The organism is Methylobacterium sp. WL116 (genome assembly GCF_008039455.1).
Classification (GTDB): Bacteria; Pseudomonadota; Alphaproteobacteria; order Rhizobiales; family Beijerinckiaceae; genus Methylobacterium.
In genome coordinates this window covers 1-13,265 of record NZ_VRUV01000075.1, presented here as the reverse complement: position 1 = coordinate 13,265, position 13,265 = coordinate 1, and the positions used below count along the sequence as shown (strand labels likewise).

General features: G+C 69.0%; 9 protein-coding genes. 5 read left to right on the top strand and 4 right to left on the bottom strand.

The features are described from left to right. The 5 genes from minC (FV223_RS08675) to FV223_RS08655 form a co-directional block, all read left to right on the top strand. Window positions 1–423, top strand: a 423-nt coding sequence (gene minC / locus FV223_RS08675; RefSeq protein ID WP_147726436.1) for a septum site-determining protein MinC, incomplete at its 5' end; no start/stop codon positions are given. Between the two features lie 314 nt (window positions 424–737). Then, window positions 738–1,355 carry a septum site-determining protein MinC gene (minC, locus tag FV223_RS08670; protein WP_147726438.1) on the top strand — a complete coding sequence of 206 codons (618 nt, stop codon included), beginning with the start codon at window positions 738–740 and terminating at the stop codon, window positions 1,353–1,355. A 53-nt stretch (window positions 1,356–1,408) separates the two neighbouring features. Beyond that, a complete protein-coding gene (minD, locus tag FV223_RS08665; protein ID WP_147726435.1) occupies window positions 1,409–2,224 on the top strand; it encodes a septum site-determining protein MinD in 816 nt (271 codons plus the stop codon). Then, window positions 2,221–2,547, top strand: a complete 327-nt coding sequence (minE, locus tag FV223_RS08660; protein WP_147726434.1) for a cell division topological specificity factor MinE — start codon at window positions 2,221–2,223, stop codon at window positions 2,545–2,547. Before minD ends, minE begins: the two co-directional genes overlap by 4 nt. Window positions 2,548–2,713: 166 nt before the next feature. Further along, complete coding sequence (locus tag FV223_RS08655) at window positions 2,714–3,115, top strand: PRC-barrel domain-containing protein (RefSeq protein ID WP_147726433.1); 402 nt, start codon at window positions 2,714–2,716, stop codon at window positions 3,113–3,115. 65 nt (window positions 3,116–3,180) lie between these two features. Here the strand turns inward: FV223_RS08655 and FV223_RS08650 are convergent, their stop codons facing one another. The 4 genes from FV223_RS08650 to FV223_RS08635 all read right to left on the bottom strand — a co-directional run. Further along, complete coding sequence (locus tag FV223_RS08650) at window positions 3,181–4,053, bottom strand: alpha/beta hydrolase (protein WP_147726432.1); 873 nt, start codon at window positions 4,051–4,053, stop codon at window positions 3,181–3,183. 67 nt (window positions 4,054–4,120) lie between these two features. Further along, window positions 4,121–6,409: a 1,4-alpha-glucan branching protein GlgB gene (gene glgB / locus FV223_RS08645; RefSeq protein WP_147726431.1), complete on the bottom strand. Its 2,289-nt coding sequence runs from the start codon at window positions 6,407–6,409 to the stop codon at window positions 4,121–4,123. A 117-nt stretch (window positions 6,410–6,526) separates the two neighbouring features. Next, window positions 6,527–9,790 carry a maltose alpha-D-glucosyltransferase gene (gene treS / locus FV223_RS08640; RefSeq protein ID WP_147726430.1) on the bottom strand — a complete coding sequence of 1,088 codons (3,264 nt, stop codon included), beginning with the start codon at window positions 9,788–9,790 and terminating at the stop codon, window positions 6,527–6,529. Window positions 9,791–9,949: 159 nt separating this feature from the next. Beyond that, window positions 9,950–13,265, bottom strand: a 3,316-nt coding sequence (locus FV223_RS08635; RefSeq protein WP_147726429.1) for a maltotransferase domain-containing protein, incomplete at its 5' end; no start/stop codon positions are given.

The window sequence follows — 13,265 nt, the reverse complement described above, 5'->3', positions numbered from 1 at the left end:
GGGCGGCCGACCGGGGAGATCAAGATCCCCGAGGCCGAAGCCCCCTCCCCCGAGGCGGCCGTGCCGGCGCCGCCCGCGCAGGCTTCGGCCGTCTCGCTGATCCTCGACGCACCGGTGCGCTCGGGCCAGGCGGTTCTGCATCTCGAGGGCGACGTGACGGTGATGGGCGCCGTCGCCTCGGGCGCCGAGGTGATCGCTGGCGGCTCGATCCACGTCTACGGCGCCCTGCGCGGCCGCGCGATCGCCGGTGCCGCCGGCAACCCGAACGCGCGGATCTGTTGCCGCAAGTTTGAGCCCGAGCTGATCGCGATCGACGGCCTGTACAAGGCCGCCGACGACCTCGATCCGAGCTTCACCGGCCAGGGCGTCGAGGTGCGGCTCGTCGAGGACGCGATCCGCTTGGCGCTGCTGGAGCGCGGCTGAGCCGACATCACAGGATCCGGGCATGAGATTGCGACAGGATCCTCATCCTTAACCGTTCGGTAACCATATCCGCCGTCAATGATCCGGTAAGGAATCGTTGACCCGTGAAAACACAGATCGTTCCGGACCCCAACCGTCCCGTTCCGGCACAGCCCGAGAAAGCCGTTTCCCTGGAGACGGTTGCTGCGCCCGCCGGCACCGAATCGTCCGCGCCCGAGCCGGCTACGGCAGCCTCGGACCCGGCAAAACCTGCCGCCCCGGCGAAGCCCGCCGCCCGACGCGCCCTCGCCTTCCGAGGGCGTGCGTTCAAGGCGATGGCGCTGAAGCCCGAGCCGCCGCTCGCCGACTGGCTGGCGGATCTCGACGCGGCGCTCAAGCGCTCGCCGACCCTGTTCGACGGGCGCGCGATCATCCTCGATCTCGGCGCCCTGCGCCCGGACCACGACGCGCTGCAGGCGCTGGTGGCCGACCTCGTCGGACGACGCGTCCGCATCCTCGGCTTCGAGGGCGTGGAAACGATCGCACCCGGCCTGCCGCCGCTGCTCGTCGGCGGGCGTCCGGCGACCAATCTGGATCTGCCGAAGGTGCCGGACGAGCCGGTCTCCACCTCGATCACCATCGAGGGCTCGGTCCGCTCCGGGCAGACGGTGGTGCATCCCACCGGGGACGTCACGGTAATGGGCTCGGTCTCGTCCGGGGCGGAGATCCTCGCGGGCGGCTCCATCCACATCTACGGCGCGCTGCGCGGCCGGGCGATCGCGGGCGCCGCCCGCAACCCGCGGGCCCGCATCTACTGCCGCAAGTTCCAGCCCGAGTTGCTCGGGATCGATCGCCTCGTCCGCACGGCCGAGGACATCGGAACGCAGCTGCAGGGCAAACCCGTACAGATCTGGCTCGACGGCGGCGCGATCCGCATGGCCGGCCTGGACTGACTTTCGAACTTTCAGAACTCGATCCGATCACCGCAGATCAAGGAGCGACACGCGTGGCAAAGGTTTTGGTCGTCACATCGGGCAAGGGCGGCGTCGGCAAGACGACGACAACGGCGGCACTCGGCGCCGCGATCGCGCAGGGCGGGCAGAGCGTCTGCGTCGTCGATTTCGACGTCGGCCTGCGCAACCTCGACCTCGTCATGGGTGCCGAGCGCCGGGTCGTCTACGACCTCATCAACGTGGTCAACGGCGATGCCAAGCTCAACCAGGCGGTGATCCGCGACAAGCGGCTCGAGACCCTGCACCTGCTGCCGGCCTCGCAGACCCGCGACAAGGACGCGCTCACCGACGAGGGCGTCGCCCGCGTCATGGAAGAGCTCCGCGAGAAGTTCGACTGGGTGATCTGCGATTCGCCCGCCGGCATCGAGCGGGGCGCCCAGCTCGCCATGCGCCACGCCGACGTCGCGGTGGTGGTGACCAACCCGGAAGTTTCGTCGGTGCGCGACTCCGACCGCATCATCGGCCTGCTCGACTCCAAGACGATCAAGGCCGAGCGCGGCGAGAACATGGACAAGCACCTGATCCTGACCCGCTACGACCCCGCCCGGGCCGACCGCGGCGACATGCTCAAGGTCGAGGACGTGCTCGAGATCCTCTCGATCCCGCTCCTGGCGATCATCCCCGAGAGCCAGGAAGTGCTGCGCGCCTCGAACGTCGGCTGCCCGGTGACGCTGAACAACCCGCACTGCGCGCCGGCCCGTGCCTATTCCGACGCGGTGCGCCGGCTCAAGGGCGAAGAGCTGCCGATGACCATGCCGACGGATCGCAAGTCCTTCCTCGACAAGCTGTTCCTGCGGAGGGCCGCATGACCCTCCTCGGTCTCTTCAACAAGCGCGCATCCGGCTCCGTCGCCCGCGAGCGCCTGCAACTGATCCTCGCCCACGAGCGCTCCGAGACCGGCCAGCCCGACCTCGTGATCACGCTGCGCGAGGAGATCCTGGCGGTCATCGCCAAGCACGTCTCGGTCGAGCGCGACAAGGTCAAGATCACGCTCGAACGCGGCGAGGGCGTCTCGACGCTCGGGCTCGACATCGAGCTGCCGCTGATAGCCTCGAAGACGCGGACCGAGGCGAAGCCCGAGAAGGCGGCCCTGGAGAAGGCAGCGCCGGAGAAGCGCAAGCAAGCGGCCTGAATGGCTGCTCGGCCCGACTGGCCAGCCCGCGGATCCCAGCGATCCGCGGGCTTTTTCCGTTCGGCCCCGGGACATCGGAACAGGCGCGATCACCCACGAATCGGTGACGGAACGATCGCGGCCGCGCAGCATTCCTAGCCACCCCATTCGGGTTGTGGAGATAGCAATGCGTCGTCTGATCCTGGCATCCATGGTTGCCCTCACCGTTTCCGGCACGGCGTTCGCCGCCGAGAAGCAGACCACCCCGACCACGGCCGCGAAGTTCGTCCCTGTCCCGCAGGACGCGGTGCTGAGCTACAACCTGATCGGTCTGAACGTGATGGACGGCTCGAACAACAACGTCGGCGAGATCAAGGATCTCGCGATCGAGAACGGCAAGCTCAGCAGCTACATCCTCTCGGTCGGCGGCTTCCTCGGCATGGGCGAGCGCTACGTCTCGGTCGAGCCGTCTTCGGTGGCGCTCGGCTACGACGAGGGCGCGAAGAAGTGGAAGGCGATCATCGGCGCCACCAAGGACCAGCTCAAGGCGGCGCCCGAGTTCAAGTACGACGGCAAGTTCAAGCGCTGAGCCTCAGCCTCGCGACGTTTCGCAAGCGCGTGGCAGCCCGCGGGTCGAAGGATCCGCGGGCTTCCTCATGTTTCGATCTCCCCGTCGGCCAGAAAGGCGATCAGCGACGCGTTCACCGCCTCCGCCGCGTCGTGCTGGACCCAGTGGGTCGCCTCGGGAAACCATGCGATGCGGCCCGCATCGCAGAGCGCGAGGCTCGCCTCGGCGAGGCCGGATTCGAGCGCGTGATCGCGCCGCCCCCACAGGATCAGGGTCGGCATCGTGATCCGCGGCGCGGTGCCGGGCCGCGGAAGGCGTAGCGCCCGGTACCAGTTCAGCATCGCCGTCATCGCTCCGGGCCGGGCCCAGGCATCGGCGTAGCGATCCAAGTCCGCCGCGGTGAAGCTGCCCTTCCGCCCGGTCTTCGCCAGCGCCTGGCGTAGCACCGCACCGTCGTTCGCGGTCAGGCGCGTTTCGGGCAGGCGCGGGATCTGAAAGAAGCCGACATAGAGGCTGCGCAGCATCTGCGTCGGATGCCGCCGGACGTAGGGGCCGAAGACCGCCGGATGCGGCGCGTTGAGGATCGCCAGCCGCGCGATCCGCTCGGGATGGAACGAGGCCGTCCACCACGCGACGAGGCCGCCCCAATCGTGGCCGACAAGCCGGAACGTCGCGAAGCCGTAATGGTTGGCCAGCTCGATCACGTCGGCAGCGAGCCGGTCGAGATGGTAGGCGGCGAGGCCCTCGGGCTTGTCGCTGCAATTGTACCCGCGCTGGTCGGGCAGGACGAGGCGCAGGCCCGCCTCTGTCAGGGGGCCGATCTGGCGGCGCCAGCCGTACCAGAATTCGGGGAAGCCGTGGAGGACGATCGTGGGAAGCCCGTCCGCCGGACCGGCTTCCGCGACGTGCAGGCGGATGCTCGGCAGGGCGACCGACGACGTCCGGACCGATTCGAGCAAGGCGACCTCCCCTCGTCGCGCGTCGCGGGCGGCGGGACCCCTCGGCACCGCCGCCCCAGCGATGCCCTCAGCCTTCGCGAACGAAGATCATGGTCGAGAGCGGCGGGAGGGTCAGGCTCAGGGAATGACCCTGGCCGTGGCTCTCCGCCGCGTCGGCCTCGCGGCCGCCCATGTTGCCCATGTTCGAGCCGCCGTAGATGCCGGCATCCGAGTTGAACGCTTCGCGATAGAAGCCGCCCGCCGGGACGCCAATGCGGTAGTTCTCGCGCGGCACAGGCGTGAAGTTCGAGACGACGATGGCGATCTCGCCGGCCTCGCGGCCCTTGCGGGCCCAGGCGATCACGCTGTTGTCCTGGTCGTCGGCCACCAGCCACTGGAAGCCCGCCGCCTCGGTGTCGCGGCTGTGCAGTGCCGGCGTCGAGACGTAGAGCCGGTTCAGGTCGCGGATCACGTCCTTGACGCCGGCATGGGCGGGGTCGTCGAGCAGGTGCCAGTCGAGCGACTGGTTGTGGTTCCACTCGCGCTCCTGGCCGAACTCGCCGCCCATGAAGAGCAGCTTCTTGCCGGGATGCCCCCACATGAACCCGAAATAGGCGCGCAGGTTGGCGAACTTCTGCCAGCGGTCGCCGGGCATCTTGCCGAGCAGGGAGCCTTTCCCGTGCACCACCTCGTCGTGGGACAGCGGCAGAATGAAGTTCTCGGAGAAGGCGTAGAGCAGCCCGAAGGTCAGGTCGTGGTGGTGGTAGCGGCGGTGGATCGGGTCCGTCGAGACGAAGTTCAGGGTGTCGTGCATCCACCCCATGTTCCACTTGAAGCCGAAGCCGAGCCCGCCGGTGTAGGTCGGGTGCGAGACGCCGGGCCAGGAGGTGGATTCCTCGGCGACCGTGATCGTGCCGGGGGCGTGCGCGTAGGTCGCCTCGTTGGTCTTGCGCAGGAAGTTGATCGCGTCGAGGTTCTCGTTGCCGCCGTACTGGTTCGGGATCCACTCGCCCTGGCGGCGCGAGTAGTCAAGGTAGAGCATCGAAGCGACGGCATCCACGCGCAGGCCGTCGAGGTGGTAGTGCTCGAGCCAGAACCGGGCATTGGCGGCGAGGAACGTCGCGACCTCGGCCCGGCCGAAATTGTAAATGTAGGTGCCCCAATCCTGGTGGAAGCCCTGGCGCGGGTCGGCATGCTCGTAGAGGTGCGTGCCGTCGAACTGGCCGAGGCCGTGCGCGTCGAGCGGGAAGTGGCCGGGCACCCAGTCGAGCATCACGCCGATGCCGGCCTCGTGCGCCGCGTTCACGAAGGCCGCGAAGTCGTCGGGCGTGCCGTGCCGGCTCGTCGGCGCGAACAGGGAGACCGGCTGGTAGCCCCAGGAGCCGTCGAACGGGAACTCAGTGATCGGCAGCATCTCGATATGGGTGAAGCCCATCTCCTTGACGTACGGGATCAGGCGCTCGCCCATCTCCTTGTAGGTTAGGTAGCGGTTGCCCTCGTCGGGCACGCGCGCCCACGAGCCGAGATGCACCTCGTAGATCGAGATTGGGGCGTGGCGCGGGTCCTTGTCGCCGCGGGTCGCCATCCACTGCTTGTCGTGCCAGGCGGGCTCGCTGGTGCCCTGCAGCACGGAGGCCGTCTCCGGCGGGTGCTGCGCGGCGAAGGCGACCGGGTCGGCCTTCAGCGGCAGCAGCGCGCCGTCCGGGCCGCGGATCTCGAACTTGTAGTGCTGGCCGGCCTTGAGGCCGGGCACGAACAGCTCCCACAGGCCGCCGTTCTGCCACAGGCGCATCGGATGGCGGCGGCCGTCCCACTCGTTGAAGTCGCCGACGACGCTGACGCGCCGGGCATTCGGCGCCCACACCGCGAAGCGGAAGCCGTCGATGCCATCGAGACAGCCAAGCTGCGCGCCGAGGATCTTGTAGACGAGGTTGGTCCCGACCTCGCGCAGGGTGTCGACGTCGTGCTGCTCCAGCGACGAGCCGAAGCCGTAGGGGTCGTGACGGCGGCGCTTGGCCCCGTCCCAGGTCTCGACCTCGATCTCGTAAAGCGGCCGGCCCTGGCTCTCGACCTTGGCGACCCAGAACCCATCCGGGTGGCGCCGCTCGAACGGCACCGCCTCGCCGCCGACGATGAGCGCGGCGGACTTCGCCTCCGGCAGCACGGCGCGGACCTCCCAGGCTCCGGGCCCGACCTGATGCGGGCCGAGCACGCTGAACGCGTCGCCGTGGTTGGCCGCCATCACCGCCGCGATCGCATCGGGATGCACGCTGTGCGTCGTGCCCGCCTGCGCGGAGCCGGACGGGGCGACATTCGAGACCGGGTTCGTGTCCGACGGATCGGTGCGGGTCGCGAAGGTCTGGTCGATGGCCGTCATTCAGGTGCCTCTCTCGGGTGACCGAAGCGGCGTCCGAGAAGGTCGGACGGCTTCAGGCCGGTCAGTCTCCGCGCGCGCCGACGAAGCCGTTCTTGCCCCGTCGGCACGCGCATGGGATCAGGACGCCTTGGCGTCCTCCAGAATGGTCAGAACCCCACGGGCGGGGATTTCGATCCAGTCGGGGCGGTTGTTGGCCTCGTAATCGACCTCGTAGAGCGCCTTGGTCAGCAGGCAGAGGCGAAGCAGCCGGCCATGCGTCTCGGGGTCGGTCACGGCGGCGCGGCTTTCCGAGACCGCGGTCTCGTAGCCCTTCAGGAACGCCGCATCGATCATGCCACGCCACGCGAAGGCGGCGGTGCGCGCCCGATCCTCCGAATCCGCGAAGCGGCCGGCGATCTCGCGGGTCACCGTCTCGGCGCCGTAGGCGAACGAGCGCAGCATGCCCGCCACGTCGCGCAGCGGCGTCGACTTCGCCCGGCGCTCGTCGGCCGGACGCGAGGGCTCGCCCTCGAAGTCGACCAGCACCAGGTCGCCGCTCGACACCAGCACCTGCCCGAGATGGTAGTCGCCGTGGATCCGCGTCTTGAACGCGCCCTTCGGCGGGTCGCGGGTCAGCGACGCGATCAGGGCGTCGACCTCGCCACGACGCCCGGCGAGCGCGACGCTCGAAGGGCGGCCCGCATCGAGCCCGCGCTCGGCGATCGCCTTCAGGCCGCGGAAGGCCCGATCGGCCTGGTGCCGGGCATCGGCGCCGAGCACCGCCAGGTCGTCGGCGGTGAAGGGCTCCGCCGCGAAGGCCGCGTCGCCGGTCTCGATCGCGAAGGCGTTGTGCATCTCGGCGGTCCGCCGCCCGAGCAGGTCGGCCCAGCGCAGGTGATCGTGGAACGCCTCCGCCGGCGTCGGCGCCTCGCTCTCGGGGGCCAGCACCACGGTCTCGAAATCGCGGCGCAGGCCTTCGAGCATCACCGTCCAGGCGTCGCCCTGGTTGAGGACGAAGCTCTGCAGCACGGCGAGCGCCGTGCGCGTGCCGTCCTCGGCGACGTGCTCGAGGGTGCCGAGCAGCGCCGGCGTGTTCGGGAACTTGGCCTCCTCGGTGAGGAAGCGCCCGACCTCGACTTCCGGGTGCGTGCCCGGCTGCAGGCGGCGCAGCAGCTTGAGCATCATCTTCGCGCCGATGGCGATCGAGGTGTTGCTCTGCTCCGCCGAGAGCCGGCGGACGTCGCTCGCCTCGAACGGCACGCTGTGGTCGAAGGCCGAGGTCGAGGAGAACACGAGCTTGCCGCCCTCGGTCGGGATCTCGCGGCCGTCGCGCATCCCCTCGGCGAGGCAGATCGCGAAGTCCGGCGAGGCCGCCGCGCCGTAGAGCAGGCCGGTGCGCGGGCCGCGGCGCACGCGCGCCACGGCGAATTCGAGCAGCGTCTCGTCCTCGCGCCCCTCGTCGACGCCGACGGGGACGAAGTATTGCTGGCGCTCGCCGTTGGAGAGCTGGACGTCGAGGCGCGGCAGCAGGAAGCGGGCTTCGCCGCCGGCCTCCTTCACGGTCGCGCAGTCGACGACCTGCACGCTCTTGATCCGCGAGCCCTTGGCACCGAACCAGCGCCGGCTGGCGATGAAGGGCGGGATCACCGTGCGCTCGAAGGCGAGGCGCTCGCGACCGGCCATCAGGCTCTCGATGCCGCCGGTGAGCACCAGCGTGAACAGCTCGGGCGCCTCCTTCATCGGCCCGATCGTGCCGGTGTTCGCCGACGACAGCGAGAACCAGTAGAAGCCGTAGGATGGCAGGGTGAGCAGGTAGGGCAGCTCGCCGATCGGCGGGAACTCGGTTCCGCCGGTGAGCTCGATCGGCACGGCGCTGCGCAGCTCGGACAGGTCGAGCTGCACCGCCTGCGGCGCCCGCGACAGGTTGGCGACGCAGAGCACGCGCTCGCCCTCGAACTCGCGGATCCAGGCGAGCACCTTGCGGTTCGACGGATACAAAAACTGCATCGAGCCGCGGCCCAACGCGGTGCTGTTGTTGCGAATGGCGATCATCCGCCGCGTCCAGTTGAGCAGGCTGGTCTGCGACTGCGTCTGCGCCTCGACGTTGAGGGCGTCGAAGCCGTAGATCGGGTCCTGGATCGCCGGCAGGAACAACCGCTGCGGGTTGGCCCGCGAGAAGCCGCCGTTGCGATCGGGCGACCATTGCATCGGCGTGCGCACGCCGTCGCGATCGCCGAGGTAGATGTTGTCGCCCATGCCGATCTCATCGCCGTAGTACAGCACCGGCGTGCCGGGCATCGACAGCACGAGGGACTTCATCAGCTCGATCTTGCGCCGGTCGTTCTCGAGCAGCGGCGCGAGACGGCGGCGGATGCCGAGGTTGATGCGGGCGCGGCGCTCGGCGGCGTAGAACGACCACAGGTAGTCGCGCTCCTCCGCCGTCACCATCTCGAGCGTCAGCTCGTCGTGGTTGCGCAGGAAGATCGCCCACTGGCACCCTTCCGGGATCTCGGGCGTCTGGCGCATGATGTCGGTGATCGGGTGCCGGTCCTCGCGGGCGATCGCCATGTACATGCGCGGCATCAGCGGGAAGTGGAACGCCATGTGGCATTCGTCTCCGTCGCCGAAATACTGCGCGGTCTCCTCCGGCCACTGGTTGGCTTCCGCCAGCAGCATCCGGTCGGGATAGCTCGCATCCAGCGCCGCGCGGATCGCCTTGATGACCGTGTGGGTCTCGGGCAGGTTCTCGCAGTTCGTGCCGTCACGCTCGATCAGGTACGGGATCGCGTCGAGGCGCAGGCCATCGACGCCCATGTCGAGCCAGTAGCGCATCGTCTCGATGACCGCTTCCAGCACCTTCGGGTTGTCGAAGTTCAGGTCGGGCTGGTGGCTGTAGAAGCGGTGCCAGAAATACTGCTTGGCGACCGGGTCCCAGGTCCAGTTCGAGGTCTCGGTGTCGAGGAAGATGATCCGCGTGTCCGAATACGGCGTGTCGGTGTCCGACCACACGTAGAAGTCGCGCTCGGGCGATCCGGCCGGCGCCTCGCGGGCGCGCTGGAACCACGGATGCTGGTCCGAGGTGTGGTTGATGACCAGCTCGGTGATCACCCGCAGGCCGCGCTCGTGCGCGGCGTCCACGAAGCGCCGGAAGTCGGCCATCGTCCCGTAGGACGGGTTGACCTCCTCGTAGTCGGCGATGTCGTAGCCGTCGTCGCGCAGCGGGGACGGATAGAACGGCATCAGCCAGATGGCGGTGACGCCGAGGTCTCGGACATAATCCAGCCGCTGGGTAAGGCCCTCGAAATCCCCGATCCCGTCGTTGTTCGAGTCGAAGAACGACTTGACGTGGATCTGGTAGATGATGGCGTCACGGTACCATTGCGGATCGCTGCGATCGATCATCGCGTCGTTGCCTCGCACGTCGGATTCAGGGGCGGTGGTGCCGGTCCCGCGCGAGGATGATCGTCGCGTGATCGGTGTGCGGCTGTAGAACCGCAGGATGGTGGCGACAGCGCGACCGACCGGGCCGATCGCGCTGGATTTCTGTTCACACGGGCAGCCTCAGCCCGCAACCCGCTTCGGACGGCTGAGCCGCCAGATGATGCACGAGCGCTCGACGGGATCGAGGGCGATGCGGTGCGACTTGCCGCGCAGCTCGAACGTGTAGCCGTCGAGCAGGTCCTCGACGGCGACCGCCCCGCCGTCGCCCTCGCCAAGCAGCCAGAGCGGCACCTCGTAGGTGCATTCCTGGCGGTTCTTGGGATCGAGGTTGACCATCACGAACACGCAGTTGTCGCGGTCGGGCGTCGTCTTGGCGTAGGCGATGATGCTGTCGTTGTAGGCCGCCGTGAACACGACGTTGCGGAAATCCCAGAGCGCGGGGTTCTCGCGACGGATGTGGTTGAGCTTGATGATGTGCTCGCGGATGTTGCCGGGCCGGTCGTAGTCCCAGGCCTTCAGCTCGTACTTCTCGGAGTTGAGGTACTCCTCCTTGCCGGGATACGGCGCCGCCTCGCACATCTCGTAGCCGTTGTAGATGCCGTAGACCGACGACAGGGTCGCGGCCAGCGTCGCCCGCACGACGAAGCCGGCGCGGCCACTCGTCTGGAGGTAATGCGGGTTGATGTCGGGCGTGTTGGCGAAGAAGTTCGGCCGGTAGTACTCGCCCATCTCGCCCGCAAGCTCGGTCGCGTACTCGATCAGCTCGGCCTTGGTGTTGCGCCAGGTGAAGTAGGTGTAGCTCTGCTGGTAGCCGGCCTTGGCGAGCTTCTTCATCATCTTCGGCCGGGTGAAGGCTTCGGCGAGGAAGAGCGCGTCGGGATAGCGCCCGTTCACCTCCGCGATCACCCATTCCCAGAACGGGATCGGCTTGGTGTGCGGGTTGTCGACCCGGAAGATGCGCACGCCGCGGCTGCACCAGCCGAGCAGGATGTCGCGCAGCTCGATCCACAGCGACGGCAGCGCGCCGCCGTAGAAGTGCACGTTGGAGATGTCCTCGTACTTCTTCGGCGGGTTCTCGGCGAACTTCAGCGTCCCGTCCGGGCGCCACTCGAACCACTCGGGATGGTTCTTGATCCAAGGATGGTCGGGCGAGCACTGGATCGCGAAGTCGAGCGCCACCTCCATGCCGTGGGCGTGGCTCGCCGCGACCAGGCGCTCGAAGTCGGCCAGCGTTCCGAGTTCGGGATGGACCGCCTCGTGGCCGCCCTCCTCGGTGCCGACCGCGTAGACCGAGCCGACGTCGCCCGGCAGCGCCTTCAGGGTGTTGTTCTTGCCCTTGCGGTTGGTGCGCCCGACGGGGTGGATCGGCGTGAAGTACAGCACGTCGAAGCCGAGCTCGCGGATCTCCGGCAGGCGGCGGATCACGTCGTCGAAGGTGCCGTGGCGATTCACGTCCATCGACTGCGAGCGTGGGAAGATCTCGTACCAGGCCGAGAACCGGGCCGCGAGCCGATCGGCGATCACCTGCGCCGTCACGGGGTAGCGCGAGGCGTTCACCCGCTCGGCGTTGCGGCGGACGAGGCTCGCCGCGTCGGGCACGAGGATGCGGTCGAGCTGGGCGGCCGAGCCGGTCTCCTCGGCTCCGAGCGCGGCGACAAGCGCCTGCAACCGCTCCTTGTCGCGCCCCTCGGCGAGGTCGGCCGCGGTCTGGACCAGGGTGACGCCCTCGATCGTCTCGAGGCGGACGTCGACGCCGGCGTCGCGCTTCTTCAGCGTATCGCGCATCCAGGACGAGAATCCGTCGCGCCAGCCCTCGATGGTGAACTCGTAGCGGGCGTTCTTCTCGAGCGGGAATTGCCCGGCCCAGCGGTCGTTGTCGACGAAGACCATCGGGTCCCGGCGCCATTCGCTCGCGCCGACGACGCGCGACAGGATCGCCGCGTTCAGGATCTCGTGACCGTCCGAGAAGATGTCGGCCTCGATCCGCAGGTTCTCGCCGACGACGCGCTTGACCGGAGAGCGGCCGCCGTCGAGTTCCGGCGTCACCGCCTCGATCACGACGCGACCGGTGCCGTCCGGCGTTCCGCGGCTCGACAGCTTGGTCACGGCCGCCGCGACGGCGCTGATGATGCGCAGCTCGCCCGGCGCCAGGTCGATGGCGCTGCCGGGATGGAAGGCGATCGGCTCGGCCTCCGGCGTGCGGTCGACGAACGGCCCGAGCTGGCCGCCCGTCCGGGTGATCAGCGCCCCGGCATCGACCGGCACCGGCTTGTCGGTCGGGTTGAAGAGCAGGATGACGGCGTGCCGGGCGGAGGCCGGATGGCCGGAATCGTAGCGGGCGAGCGCGACGAAATCGGCGTCCGGCGCGGAGATCCGGGCCTGCGCGCCCTCGACGTTGGCGGCCGGAAGCTCGGCGCGCAGGGCGTTGATCGCGGCGACATAGGCCGAGATGTCGATCCCGGTCTCGGATTCGCGGTCGGCCGGCGTCGTGTCGACGACGTGGACCGCGCGGCGATAACCCCACTCGTAGCCGATCGGCATCAGGACGCCGGCCGAGTAGAACGCGGCGAGAGCGTAGCGGCTGCGCAGCTGTGCGGCGACGGCCTCCGGGCCGCCCGACGCCTTGGCCGCGAGCCGCGGCATGTCGTGGTTCTCGGGGAACGCGATCGAGGGGGCGATGACGCGCAGGCGCTCGTACTGCTCCAGCGCCCAGGGCTTCTTCAGGTCCCACCACGCGAACGAGTTGAAGAGGTAGTCGAACCCGGCACCGGCGGTGGCTTTCGCCTCCTCGAAGGTGCAGCCCAGGGTCTCGGCGGCGAACAGGCAGCCGGCCTCGCGCGCCTTCGCCTGCCCGATCAGGGCGCGCCACGTCTCCGGCGGGACCTTGTAGGCCGCATCGCAGCGGAAGCCGGCGACGCCGAGGCTCTGGAGATGGGCGATGTAGGCGTCCCAGATCCGGGTCAGCTCGTTGCGCGGGCCCTCGGAATGGTAATCGAGCTCGGCGAGATCGCCCCAGACGGTGCGGATCGACGGATCGTCGGGATCGACCGCCGCCGGGCTGGCGATCGAGCCGTCGGCCTCCTTCACGAACAGGTCCGGCCTGTCGCGGGCGAGGCGGCCGTCGTTGGCGGTGTGGTTGATGACGAGGTCGGTCATCACCGAGAGGCCGATGGCCTCGGCCGCCGTGCAGAAGCACCGGATCTGATCGTCGTCGGCGGTGCCGTCCTGGTCGCGGAAGCGATCGTCCAGCCGCTCGGGGTCGGCGACGGCGTAGAGGCTGCCCGAGCCGCCGGTGGCGTGGAACGGGTTCAGGTAGACCCAATCGAAGCCGAGGGCGGCGATCCGCGGCAGCTCGGCCGTCCAGTCCGAGACCCGCCCGACGAGGAGCGGGAACAGGTTGTAGATCCGCGGCCCCTGGATGCGCGCGTCCGAGGCC

Bases quoted from the DNA above. Each gene is read 5' to 3' on its own strand.
- glgB (WP_147726431.1), bottom strand. From the start codon at position 6,409: ATGACGGCCATCGACCAGACCTTCGCGACCCGCACCGATCCGTCGGAC.
- FV223_RS08655 (WP_147726433.1), top strand. From the start codon at position 2,714: ATGCGTCGTCTGATCCTGGCATCCATGGTTGCCCTCACCGTTTCCGGC.
- minE (WP_147726434.1), top strand. From the start codon at position 2,221: ATGACCCTCCTCGGTCTCTTCAACAAGCGCGCATCCGGCTCCGTCGCC.
- treS (WP_147726430.1), bottom strand. From the start codon at position 9,790: ATGATCGATCGCAGCGATCCGCAATGGTACCGTGACGCCATCATCTAC.
- minC (WP_147726438.1), top strand. From the start codon at position 738: ATGGCGCTGAAGCCCGAGCCGCCGCTCGCCGACTGGCTGGCGGATCTC.